Source organism: Microbacterium sp. (genome assembly GCF_052099035.1).
Lineage (GTDB): Bacteria > Actinomycetota > Actinomycetes > Actinomycetales > Microbacteriaceae > Microbacterium.
In genome coordinates this window covers 54984-74623 of the sequence record NZ_JBQDSX010000013.1, presented here as the reverse complement: position 1 = coordinate 74623, position 19640 = coordinate 54984, and the positions used below count along the sequence as shown (strand labels likewise).

Below are 19640 nucleotides of genomic sequence, written 5' to 3'. Positions count from 1 at the left end.
CAGTTCAAAGACTGGCAGGGCGCTGCTGGCCGACCCTACACCGAGCACCGGACCAGCGGCGGCAAGGTGTATCTCTGCGCGGTCAAGGACGTGTTCAGCAACCGCATCGTGGGCTACTCGATCAGCGACCGGATGAAGGCCGGACTGGCCGTCAACGCGCTCGAGGACGCCGTCGGACGCCGCGGGAACCCGGCCGGAGTCATCGTGCATTCAGACCGAGGTAGCCAATTTCGAAGCCGACGATTCCGGCGTGCGCTGCGTCGCCACAAGCTCCGTGGATCCATGGGAAGAGTAGGGGCGTGCGCGGACAACGCCGCCATGGAGAATTGGTTCAGCCTGTTGCAGAAGAACGTCTTGAACCAGAACGCTTGGGCCACCCGCGAGGACCTCCGCCTCGCGATCGTGTACTGGATCGAAGCCCGCTACCACCGGCGTCGCCGTCAACGAAAACTCGGGAAGTTGACGCCCATCGAGTTCGAGACCATCATGAAAACCCCCGCCTGTCTGGCGGGATAAGGAAACGAGTCAACCAAAGGCTCAGCATTGCCAAGCAGGGCAGACTGGTCTAGAGCCATCGTGGTTTGTGTCCTTCGTGAGTAGCTTTGATCGGTTCTCACTGACCATCCCACGATGGCTCCTCACGTCGATAGTTCGACGCTCAGAACCCGGGAAACTACACCAGCCCAGGGGACGTCACCTGACGGAGGAAGGGAGCGCCGAATCGGCGGATGCACCGACAGACCCCGCGGTGAGAAGGGCGGAGGTCGCACAGATAGCGATCACACGAACGATCGAGCGCGAAGGGGCAGGGGGAACCATCTGGCTCCTCGGGTCAGGACGAAACGATTGGCTCTTCATTGGGCTCCTCCGGGAAACCGGGCTGCGGTGCTCGACGCCCGATAAGAACGTCGCCTCGATTTCGCGATGAGAATCGAACGGCCGAAGGTTTCGGTTCGCCGAGCAGTTGCTTCTGCCATCAGCCGTGCGAACGCCGACGGATGAGCCGAACCGATACGGCGATCGCAGCCAGCGCAGCGAGTGCCACGAACGCCCAGGTAGCCCCCGGCGTGCCCGTCTCGCTGAGTATGCCACCGGTCGTGCCGCCGGCTGCGGCGCCCGGGTCAGCGCCGTTCCCGGCCCCGGGGTCGGTGCCGGGTCTCGGGTCGGTGCCGGGTCCCGGGTCGGTGCCGGGTCCCGGGTCGGTGCCAGGTCCCGGATCGGCAACCACCGTCACCTCGAACGTCGTCTCGGACGCCTCTGCGTCGTCGGGCGACGCGGGTACGAACGTCGCGACGTAGGCGTGCCTGCCCTCGCCGGTCGGCGAGAGTTCGACATCTGCAGTTCCGCCGACCAACGCGACGCCGCCGTCCGGGGCTACCGCACGTGCCTGCACCTGATCCTGCCCCGCACCTTCCTCCTCGATCACTACCCATCCTTCGGTCTCGGGGCTGACGGTGACTGTGGCCGTCACCGATCCACCGTCGACCACGCTGTCGGCTGACAGCGTCACCTCGACCGTTGTTTCTACCGGGCTCGGTGCGACGCCGTTGTCCGCGATCGCGAACAGGCGCAGCCGCTCCGCATCTCCACCGCTCGGCAATGTGACGCTCACGATCGTGCGGCCCTCCGGAGCGACATACGGTGCCGTGGCATACACGAATGCGCCCTGAAGGTCTGTCGTCGCGTAGCGCATCGGCATCTTCGCGACGATGGAGTTGTCGTAGACGGGCTCCTCATTCGAGGAGGGGATCACCCAGTCGCCCAGTTCGAGCGGAACGGTCGCCGTCGAACCGTCGTCGAAGTTGACGGTGGCCTGCGACCGCGCACCCCCGTCGCGCGCAGCTCCCACGAAAGCGAGCGACGTCGGACTGTTCGGCACGAGGATCGTCTGCCCGTCGGGCTGCACGGTGTCAGCGAATCCGGCGGGGCTTGCCGGCCACGTCGCGTTCAGGTCGCCGACCGTGAATGCACTCCCTGGCGCCAGGGACACCTTGGCGAGCTCCTCACGTGCGTAGCTGTTGCCGGCGTTGTCGAAGTTCGCACCACCGCGAGTATCGATCGTCGCGGTGCCGATCAGACTCATCGACCGAGAGAAGCCGCCCTCGCTCGCCACGCGGACGGTGAGGGTCTGCGTGCGCTCATATCCGTCCGCGGTCGCGGTGACCGTGATCGGGTAGAACCCATCGGCGACGTCGGCGGCGACCGTGATCGTCAGAGGTGCTTTCGAGGTGCCATCCGTGTGCACCTCGATGGATGACCCATCCACTGTGATGCCGGCGTCGTCCGACGAAGGTGCGATATCGATCCGCTCGATGGCGGGATCGAAAGCGCGCGCGATGACCTCCGCCGTCGCGTTCTCACCGGTGACGACATCGACCACTGCGGGGCTCGTTGATAGCGCGAACCCTGTTCCGCCCTCGCCGAAGGATGCCGGAGCTGCCGAAGCATCCGTCGCCCATGTCGAATCGGCATCCGCATGCAGCGTCATGTCCACGACGCCGCCGGTGCTCAGGAGCGTCTCCGCGAGGCCGGTGCTGTCGGATGCCGCACCATCGACGCTGAGTCCGTCGATGTAACGCTCGCCGTTGGTCGCACCGGGAGCGTTGATCGAGAGCGACGTGTCGCCAGCGAGCGCGATGCGCACGTGATCGAATGTCGGTGTGTTGACGGTGAGCAGCGACGTACCGGGGGTCGCAGGGACGATGCCCATCGCCGCCCATACGTACCAGCTTGACATGGCGCCGAGGTCGTCATTGCCGGGCGCACCGTCGGGCTCGGCCGTGAAAAGCGACGTGCGGATGCGGTCGACGGCCGCCTGCGTCTTCGACGGCTTGCCCAGGTAGTTGTAGATCCACGGAACGAGGAAATTCGGCTCGTTCCCCGCCCAGAGATACGGCTCATTCGCGCCGGAGTTGAGCTTCGTCATGAAGGTGTCGAGACGTGCGGCCGTCGCGTCGCGACCACCCAGAGCGGATGCGAGTCCGCCGACGTTCTGCGGAATCATCCACAGGTACTGCTCGGCGTTGCCCTCATCGAACCCAGGCTGTCCGAAGCCGGATCCGAGGTCCGAGGCGTCGAGGAACGTGCCGTTGTCGGCGCGGGCAGCGATTGCGTTCTGCGCTGGATCGAAGATGTTCTGCCAGTTGTTGGAGCGCGTCTGGAACCGCTCGGCGATGTCGTCTCGGCCGAGCGCTGCGGCCATCCGCCCGATGGCGAAGTCGTCTACCGACCACTCGAGGGTGATCGATCCGCCGACGATCTGATGATCGCCGCGGAAGGCCTCGACCTGCGGCGCGTATCCGCGATCCTCGTAGATCTCCGCACCAGGTCGCTGCACGTAGCCATCCAGACCCGCTCCGCCGTTGTCGGCTGCGGCCACCATGTAGTCCAGTGCGGCGTCCGCATCGAAGTCGGTGCCGCCGAACGCATGGATCTGAGCCAGCACAGCGCTCACGCTGTCGCCGGTCATCTGCCCGGTGGCTGAGTTCGCGACCGGCCAACGCGGAAGCGATCCCGACTGCTCGGCGTCGATCACCAGCGACTGCGCCATGTCTGAGGCAACATCGGGGAACAGCAGCGTCTGCAGCGGAATGAGGGTTCGGTAGGTGTCCCAGTCCGAGAAGTTCGCGTACTGGGTGCGCCCGTCTTCAACCGTGTGGATCTCGCCGTCGAAGCCGATGTAGCGGCCGTCGGCGTCATTGAACACGTTCGGGTGCAGCAATGACCGATACAGCGACGTGTAGAACGTCTCGATGTCGGCATCCGATCCTTGCGAGATCTGTACACGCGACAGTGCGTCATTCCACCGCTGCTCACCGGCGGCGCGCACGCCGTCGAAACCCCATCCTGGCGTCTCGGCGGCCATGTTGGCTGCGGCACCCTCGATCGAGACGTACGACACCGCGAGCTTCGTCTGCACCGTGCTCCCCTCGGGGAAGGTGAAGTACGCGCCCGCGTTGCTGGATGATGCGCTATCCGCTCCCGCTTGCACCGACTGGCCATCCCATGTGCCATGGTCGGTGAAGTCCTGATCGAAGCTCAGCTGGAAGTAGATCTTGTACGTGTTGCCCTTGCCGCAGAAGTCTCCGGTTGTCGCCGACCCTGTCACGGTGCGGGAGTCCACGACCTGCAGGTCTGCGGCGCTGTTGCCGTTGAGGGAGCCGCCGGGACGCACCATGAACTGGGCGGGCGTGCCCGCTGGGTAGGTGATGCGGCTGACACCGACGCGATCAGTCGCGGTGAGTTCGCTGCGGATGCCGGAATCGGGGAAGCTCACCGCGTAGTAGCCGGCCTTACCGATCTCGTCATCGTGCGTGTAGCGCTGGGTCGCGGACCACGGCTCTGAGCCGATGTCGCCGGTCGCGGGAAGGATCGGGATGTCTCCGAACACGTAGCATCCGGCCGATGCGTGGTTCATGCTGAACCCCGTCATCTGGTCGTTGTGGTACTGATATCCGGCGTAGGTCGAGGTCGTATCGGGCGAGAACTGCACCATGCCGAACGGCACTGCGGGACCGGGGAAGTTGTTGATCGAACCCACCACGGCGCCACCATTGCCCGTGCCGTTTAACGTGTCGACGTGGCTCGCGGGGTCGGTGACCCAATCGGGGTCATCGGCAGCCGTTGCGGGCGCGGCGGCGCCGGCGGCACCACCGACGGCGAGTGCGACGGCGATGGCACCTGCGGCGATGCGAGAGCGCAGCGGACGTCGATTTCGGAGGATGACGGGACGGGACATCGGAAGACCTCGGTTATCGGTTCGGATGGGATTCATCGGGATCATGTTCATTGGATGCGAGTGGCTCGGCGCCGAACGCGCAGTGCGATGCCGGCGGCGAGCGCGACCAGGGCGGCGACGACCAGGGCAAACGAGACGGTGCCGCCGGTGGCGGCGAGGTCACCGCCGTCCGTGCTCTCGCCCGGATCGGTGTTTCCGCCCGAACCCTCGCCAGGGCCTGAGCCGTCACCGGGGCCTGCCCCCTCGCCAGTACCGGAACCGTCGCCGGGGCCCGCATTGTCGCCGGGTACGCCCTGCACGATGATTTCGTCGGCGAGGCTCGTCGGCGAGAACCGCGTACCGTCCGTCGGGACGAAGTCCACACGGTACGTCGCGGCGCCCTCGGTCGCGATCACCGAGAGCTCGGCCTCACCCTCGACCAGCGGGGAACGGACGGTATCGTCGTCGGAGGCCCGCGCTGCTGCAGAACCGCCGACGGGTGTGAGCACGATCTCGCCCTCCGCCGTCGCGGGGTCGGAGTACACCGTGATCACGACGGCGTCACCGATAACGGGCTCGGTCGTCGAGACGTTGTTGGAGAGCACCGGAGTCACCGGGTTGGGCGTCTCGAATGCCACCGTGAAGACGTGCATGTTCGGGGCCTGCGGAAGGGTGATCGACTGCAGAAGTCGACCCTCGGGCACAGTGACCGGCGCGGTTGCATAGAGTCCGCATCCGATGTTTTGCGCATCGTTCGTGTTATCTCCGCGCTGGCCGGACTTGGCGACGATGACGTTGCCCGCTGCCGGGTCGCCTGTGCACCAGTCGCTGAGTTCGACCTGTGCTTCTGACGAAGTGCCGTCGGTGAAATGCAGCTGCATCGCGCCACCTCCGTGAGGTGAGCCGTTGTTGGTCGCGCCGATGAGGTTCAGCGAGGTCGACTGGCGGAAAGCCTCCGGAATCTCGAGAGTCTGACCGTTCGAACGCATGTTGTCCGGCGTTCCAGCTTCAGCGGCCGGCACGACGAAGGTCGACGCCGTACCGGGTACGACGCCAGCCGCGCCCTGGACGAACCCGAGATCGGCAAGCGCGTCGCGCAAGAGGTAATAACCGAGTCCATCGAAGTCGGCATTGCCCGCGCGGGCGTCACCGATGCCGACGTTGTCGAACTGCGCAGCCAACCAGGATGCATCACCGACAGTGACCGTCGTCTCCAGACCGACGGAGTTGCCGGCTTCGTCAGTCACCCGCACCGCGACGGGGTACGTGCCTGCCACAACACCGGCCCGGACGGCGAGCGTCACCGGGATCTGCTCCCCTACCGGCAGGCCCTGCGAAGAGAGCGACCAGTCGACGTCGCCGATGGATGCCGAGACTTCACCGGTGCTTTCAAGATGGATGCTGCCCGCCGCGTCGTTCGCCGCCTGTGCGAGAACGTCGACGGAGACCGTCGCCGTTCCGCCCGCTTCAGCGAACACATGCGCGGGCGACAACCGCGCCTTCAAGCGGCTGGGCACCTCTCCTGCCGACACGATCGCACCCGGTGCCGATCCTGCCGCAGTAGCCCAGTCGGAGGGAGCGGAGCCAACCTCGAACGTCAGGGTCCCCGCACCAATGAGGTCAGCACCGGTGAGATAACTGTCCGACACAGCGCCCACTGTGCTCGATGCCGTCACCGACTGGGTATAGCGGTTCTCATCGGTGAGACCGGGTGCGCGGATCTCGAGCGAGTCCGTACCGAACCAATCGGCGTCGAGCGTGATGTCCACGCTCTCGAAGGCAGGCGTCGACAGGCCCCAGACATCCGTTCCCGGCACGATCGGGTACGCACCGATCGCGGAGAGGACGTACCAGGCTGACATCGTGCCGAGGTCGTCGTTTCCGGTGACGCCCGTGGGCCCATCGGTGAAGAGCGTCAGCGCCGCGCGGACGACATCGGTCGTCTTCCACGGCTGGCCGGTCCACTGGTACAGGTACGGCGCGTGCAGATCGGGCTCGTTGTTGGGGTTATAGGTGTGCTGCCCGTAGTACGAGTAAGTGCCGTTCACCCAGACATCGCTGGCAGTGCCAGCCGGGTCGTTCTGCAGCTGGTCGTACGCGAAGAATTCGTCGAGTCGCTGCTGGGTGGCATCCGTGCCGCCGAGCAGGTCGATCAGTCCCGGTACATCCTGCTGCACGAGCCACTGGTACTGCACCGCGGTTCCTTCGTGAAAGCCTGTGGCCTGGGACGGATCGGGGTCACCTACGAAGAACCCGGAGCGATCACGTGCGCGGAAGCTGCCGGTCGTCTCGTCGAATATCGCCCGATAGTTCTCACCGCGCGCCGCGTAGCGGACGGCATCCTCGTCGTGCCCGAGGCCCGCGGCCATCGTGGACAGCAGCGCATCGGAGAGCGCGTACTCGAGGGTCGCAGATCCACCATGGTGCAGATCGTAATCACCGGGACGCCCGCTCTCGCCGGGCTCGTGCGGTACGTACCCGTCTGCGAGATATACCGGGTTTCCCGCGCGGCCGTTGGCGACCGAATCGGCATCCGGAGTGTTGTCGGCGTTGTGCGCGAGCACTGCGTATGCCCGTTCTTCATACCCCTCCAGAAGGCCCTGATTCCAGGCGCTGACGAGGAAGGCTGTGCCCGGGTCTCCGGTCATGATGTTCGTCTCGACCGGGCCGTAGCCCCAGCGCGGCAGCCAGCCGAGCTGCTCGCCGGCCTCGACCACCGAGATCGCCATGTCGCGCGACTCCGTCGGGGCGAGCAGATACAACAGCTGCTGTTGCGTCCGATACGTGTCCCACAGCGAGAAGTTCTGGTAGTAGGTGAACCCATCGGCGTGGTGCACCTCGGTGTCCCATCCGCGATAGCGGCCATCGACATCGGTGCCGGTGTTGGGGGCGAGGAAGCTGCGATAAAGCGATGAGTAGAAGACGCGCGCCTCGTTAAGGTCGGAGGTCGGAACCTTCACCGAGGAGAGGCGCTCCTGCCAGAGGGCGTCTGCGGCCCCGTGCGCCTCATCGAAGCTCATCGCCTCGGCGTTGTAATTCGCGTCCGCGCCTTCGGCATCGACGTAGCTGAGCGCGGTGACCGCTTCGACATCACGGTCGCTCGTCGCATCAAACGTGACATATGCGCCGGTGCGCTCGCCTTCGACGGCGGTTGCGCCAGCTGAGACCCCCTCGCCGTTCCAGGTGCCGGCCGAGGCGATGTCTCGATCGAAGGTCGTGCGGGTGTGCACGGTGAACGGCTGCGTGTCCTGGCAGAAGCCGCGCGAGGTGATCGTCGTCTCGACGGTGCGTGCGTCCACGATTCTCACCGATGACGACGTGACCGAGTTCAGCGCCTGACCGGCATTGACCATCACCGTCGCCTCGGATGTCTCGGGGAACGTGTAACGCTGCACTGCGGTGTGCTCGGTGGCCGTCAGCTCGGCATTGATGGTCCCTGCGGACGCCTGCAGTCCGACGCGGTAGTACCCGGGGGCGGCCTCTTCGTCGTCGTGACTGTAGCCGAGTGCGTAGTCCTGATACTGCGTCGACGACGGGATGCCGGTGATTGGCAGTACCGGCAGCAGCCCGCCCAGTCCGCAGCCAACTCCGGAGAGGTGCACCAGGGAGAATCCTCGGATCTGGGAGTTGCCGTAGTCGTATCCGACGTTGTGGCCGTTGTCCGGCGAGAACTGCACCATGCCGAACGGCACGCTCGCTCCCGGGTAGGTGTTGCCGTCGTCCTGCGTTCCGATGAACGGATTCACAAGAGCGGTGAGGGACTCTTCGGCCGGCGCTGCCGCGGCGACGGCAGGAGACAGCGCCAGCGCCGGGATGCTGACGGCCACTGCGGCGACAGCGGCGAGAGTCGCACGCACCACGCCTCGGCGCCTCGTTGATGAGCGATGATCCGGATTCTTGATCTGCATGAGATTCCTCATTGCCACGTCGTTGTAGTCGGCACTTCGCCGTGCCGCGTGAAGAGCTTCACAGATGTATGACAGCGTTGTCAATCACTGTGACGGAGGAGGAGACAGAAAGGTGAACGACGTCTATTCTGCTGAACTCGCCGAGGGTGCAGTGCTCTCATCCTCTGAGCTCTGCACCTCTCGGCGGGTAGGGCGGTCTGTCTCAGGTGTGCCGTCGACGCAGCGCGACGACGACGCTTCCAGCAACGAGCAGACCGAGTGCGAGGAGCATCGCGATGAACGGCGCCGCGGCTCCCGTCACCGCGAGTGAACCGTCCGCTGACGCATCATCGTGGTTCGGTGTCGTCCCCGCACCGTCGCCCGCACCGGGGTCGGTCGGATCAGTCGGCCCCGTCGGGTCGGTCGGGTCGATCGATGCATCGGCATCGACTGTCAGCGTCACATCAGCAGACTGCGCGGTGAAGACCTCCGGCGCGAACTTCGGAGTCGTGGCCGTCGAGCGGATCGTGATGGTGCCGGAGATTTCACCAGCAGTGGGGAAGCTGGCGTCCAGAGTCAGTGCCCAGGCTTCCCCATCCGGAACCACGACGAGATCCTGCGTCGTTCCGTCGAGGTCGATGGATGCCGACAGCGGCGCTGCGCCCGGCTCTGCTGCGGCAAGCGCAACCACCGCCATCCCAACCGTGTCGTCGGATTCCGGCAGAGCCACTGTGGCGATCGTCTGCGTACTGCGCTCCCCTGCGATGAAGGCAGCATCGGATGCGGCATCCAGCACCGGCTCCAGCCGTTCCGGATCTGCCACGCTCGGCAGCCAGTCCGCTTCGGCCGTGCCCCAACCCGTCGATGCGGCATCGTCGGTGAGCACGAAGTCGATCGTGCCGCCGTCCTGGAAGTCTTCGACGTCCATCCAGGTCTGGGAGTGCGCTTCACCGTCGATAGTCACGCCGGAGATGTAGATCGGCAGGTTCTCCTGCGCTCCAGCAGCAGTGATCTCCAGAGTCGGGCCGTCCTCTCCCAGCTGTAGCCTTGCCGCCTGAACACGGGGCGAGTTCAACGCCAGCATGCCGGAACCGGATGCCACCGGCTGCACCCCGAGCGTCGCCATCACGTACCAGGAGGCGAGGGTGCCCAGATCATCGTTGCCGACGCCCCCACCCGGCGTGTTCGGGAACCGGTTGAGGTTCGCCGCGAGCACGTCATTCACGTGTGCCGGCTCACCTGCAGAGCTGTACAGCCACGGGTTCATGAGGGTGGGCTCGTTGCCGGGGTTGTACCCGATGCTCGAGTAGTAGTCGCTGCCTCCGGATGCCCAGTGCGAAGGCGAGGTACCCGGCTCGGCCAGCAGAGACGGCATATCGAAATAGAAGTCAAGCCGGTCGAGGAACGAATCAGTGCCACCCATGACCTTCTGCAGACCGGCGTAGTCCTGGTTCGCCATCCACTGGTACTGCCACTGGGTACCTTCATGGAAGCCCGACTCCTGAACGCTCTCGTGCTCGTCGACGGCCACGAACTCACCGTCTTCGGTCACAGCGTTGACAATGCCCTGGAAGCCACCGGAGAGCTGGACATCAGGGTTCCAGAGATTCCGCCAGCTTTGTCCGCGCTCGAGGAACCCCTGTGCCACGTCATTCTTGCCCAGGCGCTGCGCGGCGGCGCCGATGGCGGCATCCGACTGAGCGAATTCCATCGTGGCCGAACCGCCGTGGCGATACTCCTCGTACTGCTGCCCGAGACCGGGAGCGTTCTCGGAGTGGTACGGGATGTGCCCGTTCTCCAGATAGAACTCGGCACTCTGTCGGCCGACGGAGGCGACGTTCTCGGGTGGTGCGGTGGTCGCATTCTCGATGAGTACATCCCAGAGTTCGTCGGCGATGTCATCCGGCACTGTGCCCAGCGTGAAGTTCTCTGCGACCCAGGCCGAGACCGGGTCGCCCGCCATGATGTTCGTCTCGAGAGATCCGAGGGACCAGCGCGGAAGCCAGCCGCCTTCGACGCGATGCTGATACATCGATCGCACGATGTCTCCGGCGATCTCGGGCACGATCAGCCCGTGGAGGGTCGCCTGGGTGCGATAAGTGTCCCAGAGGGAGAAAGTCTGGTGATAGGTCCAGCCGTCGGCGGTATGAACCTCGCCGTCCATTCCTCGGTAGCGCCCGTCGACGTCGCTGCCGATCGTCGGCGAGAGCATCGCCTTGTAGAGCTGCGTGTAGAACTGATCCTTCGCAGGGTCGGATGCCGTGATATCGGCGCGTCCGAGAACGTCGTTCCAGGCGGCCTTCGCCTCGGCGTGAACCTCATCGAACGTCGCGCCGGGCTCCTCCACCTCGGTCATGCGGTTCAGGCGAGCGCCCTCGGTGGAGACGAAGGAGACGCCGACGCTGACCTCGATGGTGGTGTCCTCGGTGGTATCGAAGGTCGCGGCCGCACCATTGTGGCCGTCACCGACGTGATTCTCCTGCCACCCCGGCGTGTAGTTCTGATCATTGGTCCACAAGCCCTTCGCCGTGGGCGCGCGATCGAAGGATGCACTGAAGTAGAGGTATTCGCTGCGGTTCGTGCCTCCGCAGAACCCAGCGTTCTCCACCCAGCCTTCCAGCGTGCGGTCATCGACCCACTCGACCCCGCTCGAGCCAGAGTCGGCGAGCGTCTCGCCGACATTGAAGGAGATGTTCGCCGTCTCGGTCGCCGGGAACGTGTAGCGATGCACGCCGACGCGCTCGGTCGCGGTGAGCTCGGCGTGGACACCGTTGGTCAGTGAGACGCCGTAGTAGCCCGCTTCTGCGGTCTCGTCGCCGGCGATGTCGGTGAACTGCCGGCCCATCTGGGGAATCGAGCTCGTCGTCGGCGAGACGAGCAGTTCGCCAGCTGCGGGGCATCCGGCACTGTTGACGTGGCGATGGCTGAACCCCCAGACCCGACCGGCATCGTGGGAGTACGACGTCCACTGATGGCTGCTCGCGTTGTCAGGACTGAGCTGGACCATGCCGAACGGAACAGTCGCACCGGGGTACGCGTTGCCCTCGCTCTCGGTGCCGACGAAAGGATTCACGAACGTCGCGTAGTCCGTGGCATCCGCTGCCATCGCAGGAGCAGGAACTCCAGCGATTCCGATCGCTACTGTTGTGGCCAGCGCAACGCCGACCCAACGTCGAGAACGGGGCCTTCCTACGCTGATGATAGGGCGCGGGCTCAACGACATCGGTCCTCCTCGACACGGAATCCGACTGGACTACTTAGTCCAGCGAAAAGTGGAATCGATTCCACTTTTGTGAGCGTAGACGAACTCTCAGCGTTTGCACAAGTGCCAGCGGCGCGCCTCAGGCTCGAATGACGAGACGAGGCTCGAGCATGAGCATCGTGCTTGGACCGTCATCCCCGGCCATGCGACTCACCACCCGCTCGACGGCTGCTCGCCCCATCGCCTGAGGATCCTGAGCCACGACCGTGAGCGGTGGATCGAGCAGGTCGGCCAATTCGAAGTCGTCGAAGCCGACATATTCGAGCTGCCGCCCGAGCGCGCGCATCGCGCGCAGCACCGCGACGGAAATGAGGTTGTTCCCACTGAGCACCGCCGTCGGCGGATCCGAGAGCGCACACATCGACCGAAGCGCGTCTTCGATGGCTCGACCGTCCGGCGTGCCGCGCACCACAAGTCGTTCGTCGGCGGGCAGCCCGGCTGCGTAGTGCGCGTCTTTCCAGCCGGCCAGACGCTCATCGGCCGTGTACAGTCCGTGTCGATCGTTGATCACTGCGATCCGTGAATGGCCTCGGGCGATGAGATGTTCGACGGCCCCCTTTGCTCCGCCGCGGTTGTTGGTGACGACGGAGTCTGCGTCGATCAAGCGGGGCGGACGATCGACGAACACCACGGCCGTGCCGGCGGCGCGTTCACGCTCCAGGAACGTCTCATCGGCATCCTCTGGAAACGTCACGATCAGGGCGTCAACGCGGCGTGAGACCAGCCCCTGCAGCACACGCATCGCCCGCTCGGGACTGCGCGCGGACGAGGCCGTGAGCAGCGTGAGGTCGAGGGGGATGAGCGCCTCTTCGATCGACCCGTTCAGTTGCGAATAGAACGGGTCTGCCACATCTTCGACCAAGACGCCGATGCTCCCGGATGTCCCCCGCCGGAGCGATCCCGCGGCCGCATCAGGTCGATACCCGAGCTCTTCGATCGCGGCGAGCACACGTGCTCGGCTCTCAGCGCTGACCTTCTTCTGGTCGTTGAGCACCCGAGAAACCGTGCCAGCGCCGACACCCGCTACGCGGGCGACGTCCTTGAGCGTTGGACGAGCCGCAGGGACGATGCGGGCCGCGCCTGCCCCGGAAGATGGGTTCACTCGTCGGATGCTAGCACCGAGGCCTCACCCCTCGATGCGGTTGCCGTCCTCGTCCCAGTTCTCGGCGACGCGCTTGCTCGGCTGCACGCGGGGCGGCTCCCCCGGCATCTTCGGAAAATCCGGCGGGAACGACAGCTCACCGAGGCCGTCGGCGACATCGCGTTCCCACCAGCCGAGCAGAGTGTCGATGCGGCCCGGCGCATCCTGCATGCGTGCCCACGGATCACCGACATCGGCGAGGCGCTTCGGGATGCTGCGTACGGTGAAACTCTGCGGGTCGAGACCGTCGAGCTCATCCCATTCGACCGGTGTCGACACGGACGCCGTCGGCAGGGCTCGCGGACTGTAGGCGCCGGCCATCGTGCGGTCGCGGTTCGCCTGATTGAAGTCGACGAAGATGCGCTCCCCGCGCTCTTCCTTCCACCAGTTCATTGTCACCTGCTTCGGCATCCGCCGCTCCAGCTCGCGGCCCGCCGCGATCACGGCGTGGCGCACATCGAGGAACTCACACTCCGGAACGATCGGGCAGAAAACATGCAGACCGCGATTGCCGCTGGTCTTGATGAACGGCTCCAGCTTCGCCTCACGCAGCACCTCGCGCAGACCATGGGCTGCGGTGACAGCATCCGCGAAGTCCGTGCCCGGCTGCGGGTCGAGGTCGATGCGCAGCTCGACCGGATTGTCGGTGTCGGAGGCGAGCGACGCCCACGGATGGAACACGATCGTGTTCATCTGCACCGCCCAGACGATCGCGCTCGGCCGGTTCAGGACGATCTGCGGATGCTGGCGCCCGCTGTTGTACGTGACGTTCACCGCGTCCACGAAATCGGGCGTGCCCTTGGGTGGGTTCTTCGAGAAGAAGCTCTCCGCGGTCCCTGAGCCTGTCGAAGGGCTGACGCCATTGCGGAATCGCTCCAGCGACACCGGCCGCCCGCCGTTGGCGTTCAGAAACGGCTCCGCGACCGTCTGCACGTACTCGGCGAGCTCGACCTTCGTGATCCCGGCATCCGGGAAGATGACCTTGTTCGGACTCGACAGGTCGACCTCCGCCTCGCCATCGGGGTCGGAGACCGTCAGTGTCACGCGCTCGCTGGCCATCCTCTGACCCTACGTGCGCGCAGCATCACGCGGTAGTCATTCGCTGACGTTGACCGCGCGCACGAGAACGGCACCGAGCGCTTCGCGCTCCACGACGAGGGAGGGTCCTGCCGAGTCTACGATCACGCCGGAGATGCCGGTATGGCTGGAGAGCACCTTCGCGAGCTGGTCCGGCTCGAACGGCAGTGGCTTGTCCCCGCGACCGAGAGCGACGACTTCGAGCGGGTGGGAGAACACCTGCAGGAAGCGTCGCCCGTCAGTAGTGCGGGCCTCGGCAATGCCGACCTCGCCTTTGCCCCCGCCGTCGTTGACAGCCACCCATACCTTCGTCTTCGCGAGCGCATCGCCGACCTTTTGCGCGGTGCCCTGCTCGCGCGGCGCGGCCAGCAGCATCTTGATCGTCATAGTGACGTCGGCCTGCTCCAGCGCCTTCGCGAGCACTTCGATCGGGAAGACCGCCCGGTGCACGCCCGATGCGTTATCGAGGATGAGGCCTGCGAAGTCCCCGCTGACCGCCTGCTGCAGCACTGCGGTGACAGGCTGGGCGATCGCCGATGTCGCTGTGGGGTCGGTCTCACGCTGCACGGATTCACGCACGGCTGCGGCGGAACTGAAAGCGAGCATGTAGCTGCGTTCCCCATCGCGAACCACGGCGATCGAGAGCGGCTTTCCCTCGGCCACCTGTGCCCTGGCGTCGCCATGCACGCGCAGGTAGAGGTGGTTCTGCATCATCTGACGCAGCACGCCGATGAGCTGCTCGTTCGTCGGACCCTCGGCGAGTTCGGCCAATGCTGCGCGCAGCAGAACATTGTCCTTCATCCCTGGAACAGACTCGGTCGGCTCCGGCGGCAGTGCTGGCGCCAACGGGAGGACGCGCGGCGGTGCCGCCGGTGCCTCCTGCGGAGCGGATGCCGGGGCCTGAGGTGCAGCCGGTCGAGCCGCACGCGCAGGCTCATTCGGATCGGGGAGCTTCACATCGGGGCCGGCAGCTGCGCCGACACCACGGAATGCCTGCACCGAGATCCCGATCTCAGGAACCGGCTCGCTGGGCTGCTGCTCTTCGGGGGCCTCGTCGGGAGCATCCGCCGGAATCGGCTGTGACTCGGACGGCGCGTCGTCGGTCTTTTTGCGACGGGAGAACATTGCCATATCGATCAGCCTAACCTGGGCCCGTACGATGGTGCGCATGGCCGCCCCCGAGAGACTCTCTGACATCGTCACGTCCTTTCTCGACATCGTCCACGACCGGCTCGTCAGCGATAAACGCGGCACGGTCGCCGATTACATTCCGCAGCTCGCCGGAGCCGATCCGGAAATGTTCGGCATCGCCCTGTGCGGACTCAATGGCCGCGTGTACGAGAGCGGCGACACCGGTGTGGAGTTCACGATCCAGTCGGCGTCGAAGCCATTCGTGTACTCGCTCGCACTCGACGATTGCGGGCTCGACGCGGTGCACGCGCGCGTCGGCGCAGAGCCCAGTGGCGAGGCGTTCAACTCGGTCAAGCTCGAAGCCAGCACCGGGCGACCGCCGAACCCGATGGTCAACGCTGGTGCGATCGTGACGACATCGCTCGTCGAGGGAGACTCCGCGGAGCAGCGCTTCGCCCGCATCCTCGCCCGGCTCAGCGCGTTCGCCGGCCGCGACCTCAGCGTCGACGAGGCGGTGTTCGCCTCTGAGCGGGAATCCGGCGACCGCAACCGCGCCCTCGCCTACCTCATGCGCAGCGCAGGGTCGCTGACGGCGCCGGTGTCGGAGACGCTGGACACCTACTTCCGTCAGTGCTCCGTGTTCGTCACCGCGAGCGATATCGCCGTGATGGGTGCGACACTCGCCAACGGCGGCGTGAATCCCGTGACCGGTCAGCGCGTGACGAGCGCCGAAACCTGCCAGCACGTCATGACGATCATGGCCACCTGCGGAATGTACGACTACGCCGGCGAGTGGCTGCTCCGCGCGGGCCTTCCCGCGAAGTCGGGCGTCGCCGGCGGGCTCGTGGCGAGTTCACCCGGTGAGTTCGGACTCGGCCTGTTCAGCCCGCGTCTCGACGCGAGCGGCGCGAGTGTGCGCGGAGTCATGGCGGCTCAGCGGCTGGCCACGAGGTTCGGCCTTCATGTGCTCCACCGTCCGCTCACGCTGTCCGCTGCGGAAGTGACAGCGGCCAACGACGAGCTCGCAGCGGGCCTCGGAGCCGAGCAGGATGCCATCGCCACCCAGATCCTGCAGGAGAACGCCGACGACCTGGCCGTGTGGCGTTTGCGCGGATACATCGACTTCGATGGTGCCGAGCGGCTGCTGCTCGACCTGGACGCATGGCTGGAGGCCCGCCCGGTCGACCGGGACACTCCGGCCGTGATCGTTCTCGATCTGACCGAGGTGACGCAGCTGCAGTCCGTCGCGGTCTGGATGCTCGCTGCCCTTGCGACCTGGTGCCGGGCGCGCGGTATGCGGGTCATCGCGAGCGACCCGCAGGGCCGCAGCCTCGGGGTCGCTGGCCTATCGCAGTCGGCCGGCTTCGACGATGCGGTGCGGGATGCCGCTGCCATGACGGGCGCAAGTCCGACTGACTGAGCGGCTCAGAGCTTCTCGATCGGGGCGATCTTGATCAGCAGCTTCTTTAGCCCGGCGGAGTCGAACCGCACATGGGCGATGCGCTTCGCGCCCTCGCCGGTCACGGCATCCACTCGTCCCTCACCGAAATCCACATGACGGATGCGATCGCCGGCGGCCAGTTCAAGATCGCCGTTGTCGCGCACCGTACCGGTGACCTTGTTGGGGAACTTGTCCATCGCCGTGGACAGGGGCTTGAGCCCATCGCGCGGAGCCAACGGCTTCACGCCGAACCGGTCGCCACCGCTCCCGCCGAAACCACCGCGCCGTGCATTGAGCGCTCGAGACTGCATCCCGCCGCGCGAATTCACGTCCCCCGGTGACTGGCGCCAATCGACGAGCTCGGCCGGGATCTCCTGCAGGAACCGGCTCGGCATCGCGACGTTCACCTCGCCGAACTGCGCGCGCGTCATGGCGAGCGAGAGATGCAGGCGCTTGCGGGCACGGGTGACGCCGACGTAGAACAGCCGGCGCTCCTCCTGCGGGCCGCCGGGTTCCCCGGCAGAGATGCGGTGCGGAATGAGATCTTCTTCGACACCAGTGACGAACACGGCGTCGAACTCGAGCCCCTTGGCCGTGTGCAGGGTCATCAGCGATACGGTGCCGGACTCGTCATCCAGATCGTCTGCGTCGCTGACCAGTGCGACCTCCGTGAGGAAATCGACGATCGTCCCCTCGGGGTTGTTGCGTGCGAAGTCGCGGGCGACCGCGACGAACTCGTCGAGGTTCTCGACGCGTGCTTCGTCCTGCGGGTCACGACTGGCACGCAGCGTGTCGAGATAGCCGCTCTTGGCGAGCAGCAGGCTGAGACCGTCGGCGACCGCGGTGGGCGGGGGCACTTCGCCGGATGCCGGCAGCATCAGCGCCGACGCTTCTTTCAGCGCGGCATCCAACTGGCCGATCGCCGCCTGGATCTTCGGGCCGACGCCCAGCTGGGCGGGAACCGACAGCGCATCGCGGAACGAGATGCTGTGCTCTTCCGCGAAACGGGCGATCGCTGTCTCGGTGACCTCGCCGATACCGCGCCGCGGCTTGTTCAGGATGCGGCGCACGGCCATGTCATCGGCGGGGTTCGACACCGCGACCAGGTACGCCAGTGCGTCTTTGATCTCGGCACGGTCGTAGAACTTGGTGCCGCCCATGATCTTGTACGGGACGGCGGAGCGGATGAAGATCTCCTCCAGCGCGCGCGACTGCGAGTTCGTGCGGTAGAAGACCGCCATCTCGGAGTACGGCATGCCGGATCGGTGCAGCGCCTCAACCTCGTCGGCGACGAACTGCGCCTCGTCGTGCTGCGAGTACCCGGTGAAGCCGACGATTTTGTCGCCGTCGCCGCGGTCGCTCCAGAGCTTCTTGTCCTTGCGGTCGAAGTTGTGCCCGATCACAGCGTTGGCCGCCGAGAGGATGTTCTGCGTGGAGCGATAGTTCTGCTCGAGCAGAATGACCTTGGCGCCGGGGAAGTCACGCTCGAACTCGCTGATATTGCGGATGTCCGCACCGCGGAAAGCATAGATCGACTGGTCCGAGTCGCCGACGACCGTGAGCGAGGCGCCGTCGAGCTCGGCAGCGTCTGAGCCTGTCGAAGGCTCGAAGATCATCATGCCGTTCGACTCGAACTCATTCCCTGATCCTGTCGGCGGGCGAGTGAGCTCGTGGATGAGTGAGTACTGCGCGTGGTTGGTGTCCTGGTACTCGTCGACGAGGATGTGTCGGAACCGGCGCCGGTAGGTGTCAGCAACCTTCGGGAAGGCTCGGAACAGGTAGACGGTCTGGCCGATCAGGTCGTCGAAGTCAAAGGCGTTCGCCTTGCGCAGCTGACGCTGGTAGTCGGCGAAGATCTCGACGAACTTCCGCTCGGACGGATCGCTCATGTTCGCATCGCGCGCGTAGGACTCAGAATCCTGCAGCTCGTTCTTGAGCTTCGAGATGCGCCCCTGCACGGATGCCGGTGTCAGCCCGTACGCGTCGGCCTCGTGCTCTTTGACCAGTCGCTTGATGAGCGCGCGGGAGTCGCCGGAGTCGTAGATGGTGAACGACTTCGTGAAGCCGAACTGGTCGGCCTCGCGGCGCAGGATTCGCACGCACGCGGAGTGGAAGGTCGAGATCCACATGCCACGGGATGCTTCGCCCACGAGCGCTCCGACGCGTTCGCGCATCTCTCCGGCGGCCTTGTTGGTGAAGGTGATCGCGAGGATCTGGCTCGGCCACGCCTCGCGCGCCCGCAGTAGGGACGCGATACGGCGGGTGAGCACGCTCGTCTTGCCGGACCCGGCACCGGCGACGATCAGCAGCGCGGGGCCGCGATACGTCACGGCGGCGAGCTGCTGCGGGTTCAGGCCCGCGAGGAGCTCATCCTGGTCCGCGGCCCCGGCAGAGCGCGGGCCTACAGAGGAGGGAACGATCTGGGGAGAGTCAGTGAGAGGCGCGTCGGTCATGGCCCTCTGAGTCTAAGCCGGGCCGCAGACACTCGCCGCGTGGCAGAATGCCCTCATGCGCACGATCCTCAACATCATCTGGGTCATCCTCGCGGGGTGGGCTCTCTTCCTCGGCTATGTCGTCGCCGGCATCCTGCTGTGCATTCCGATCGTGACGATTCCGTGGGCGATCGCCTCGTTCCGCCTGGCCGGGTTCGCCTTCTGGCCGTTCGGTCGCGAGGTCATCGACAGGCCGAAGTCCGGTGTCGGCGCTTTCCTCGGGAACATCATCTGGGTCATCCTCGCCGGCTGGTGGCTGGCGATCGGACACATCATCTCCGGACTGGCGCTGTGCATCACGATCATCGGCATCCCGATGGCCATCGCCGACTTCAAGATGGTGCCAATCTCGCTCATGCCGCTCGGCAAAGAGGTCGTCTCCACCCGCCGCGGCCCCTTCGACAAGAAGTAGCCCATCCGCCACTCATGCGGGAAGAGTTTCACTGGTTCCGATGCACGCTAACCGAGGAAACCGTTCCCGCATGAGGATGA

At 65.7% G+C, this 19640-nt stretch carries 10 protein-coding genes; 3 read left to right on the top strand and 7 right to left on the bottom strand.

Going from position 1 to position 19640, the window contains the following annotated elements:
• Window positions 1-516 (top strand): IS3 family transposase (locus ACTIAO_RS06260; RefSeq protein ID WP_441905415.1); only part of this gene is annotated, 516 nt, incomplete at its 5' end.
• Window positions 517-976: 460 nt separating this feature from the next.
• On the opposite strand, the gene ACTIAO_RS06255 is transcribed toward ACTIAO_RS06260, so the two are convergent.
• From ACTIAO_RS06255 to ACTIAO_RS06230, 6 genes are all read right to left on the bottom strand, one after another.
• Window positions 977-4738, bottom strand: a complete 3762-nt coding sequence (locus tag ACTIAO_RS06255) for a GH92 family glycosyl hydrolase (RefSeq protein WP_441905414.1) — start codon at window positions 4736-4738, stop codon at window positions 977-979.
• Between the two features lie 47 nt (window positions 4739-4785).
• The gene (locus ACTIAO_RS06250; protein WP_441905413.1) at window positions 4786-8577 is read right to left on the bottom strand and encodes a GH92 family glycosyl hydrolase; all 3792 of its coding nucleotides are present in this window, start codon (window positions 8575-8577) and stop codon (window positions 4786-4788) included.
• A 250-nt stretch (window positions 8578-8827) separates the two neighbouring features.
• Entirely contained in the window at window positions 8828-11710 is a 2883-nt protein-coding gene (locus ACTIAO_RS06245) for a GH92 family glycosyl hydrolase (RefSeq protein WP_441905412.1), read from the bottom strand.
• A gap of 235 nt (window positions 11711-11945) precedes the next feature.
• Window positions 11946-12968, bottom strand: coding sequence for a LacI family DNA-binding transcriptional regulator (locus ACTIAO_RS06240; protein WP_441905411.1), 1023 nt, complete (start codon window positions 12966-12968; stop codon window positions 11946-11948).
• 24 nt (window positions 12969-12992) lie between these two features.
• Window positions 12993-14066 (bottom strand): non-homologous end-joining DNA ligase, encoded by a 1074-nt coding sequence (ligD, locus tag ACTIAO_RS06235; RefSeq protein ID WP_441905410.1) that lies wholly within the window; start codon window positions 14064-14066, stop codon window positions 12993-12995.
• A 36-nt stretch (window positions 14067-14102) separates the two neighbouring features.
• The gene (locus tag ACTIAO_RS06230; protein WP_441905409.1) at window positions 14103-15215 is read right to left on the bottom strand and encodes an SseB family protein; all 1113 of its coding nucleotides are present in this window, start codon (window positions 15213-15215) and stop codon (window positions 14103-14105) included.
• A 37-nt stretch (window positions 15216-15252) separates the two neighbouring features.
• Here ACTIAO_RS06230 and glsA point away from each other — a divergent pair, with 37 nt between their 5' ends.
• Window positions 15253-16635: a glutaminase A gene (gene glsA / locus ACTIAO_RS06225; RefSeq protein ID WP_441905408.1), complete on the top strand. Its 1383-nt coding sequence runs from the start codon at window positions 15253-15255 to the stop codon at window positions 16633-16635.
• 5 nt (window positions 16636-16640) lie between these two features.
• Here glsA and ACTIAO_RS06220 read toward each other — a convergent pair whose 3' ends face one another.
• Window positions 16641-19109 carry an ATP-dependent helicase gene (locus ACTIAO_RS06220; RefSeq protein WP_441905407.1) on the bottom strand — a complete coding sequence of 823 codons (2469 nt, stop codon included), beginning with the start codon at window positions 19107-19109 and terminating at the stop codon, window positions 16641-16643.
• A 55-nt stretch (window positions 19110-19164) separates the two neighbouring features.
• Between ACTIAO_RS06220 and ACTIAO_RS06215 the strand changes: the two genes are divergently transcribed.
• A complete protein-coding gene (locus ACTIAO_RS06215; protein ID WP_441905406.1) occupies window positions 19165-19560 on the top strand; it encodes a YccF domain-containing protein in 396 nt (131 codons plus the stop codon).
• The last annotated feature ends 80 nt before the right edge of the window (window positions 19561-19640 follow it).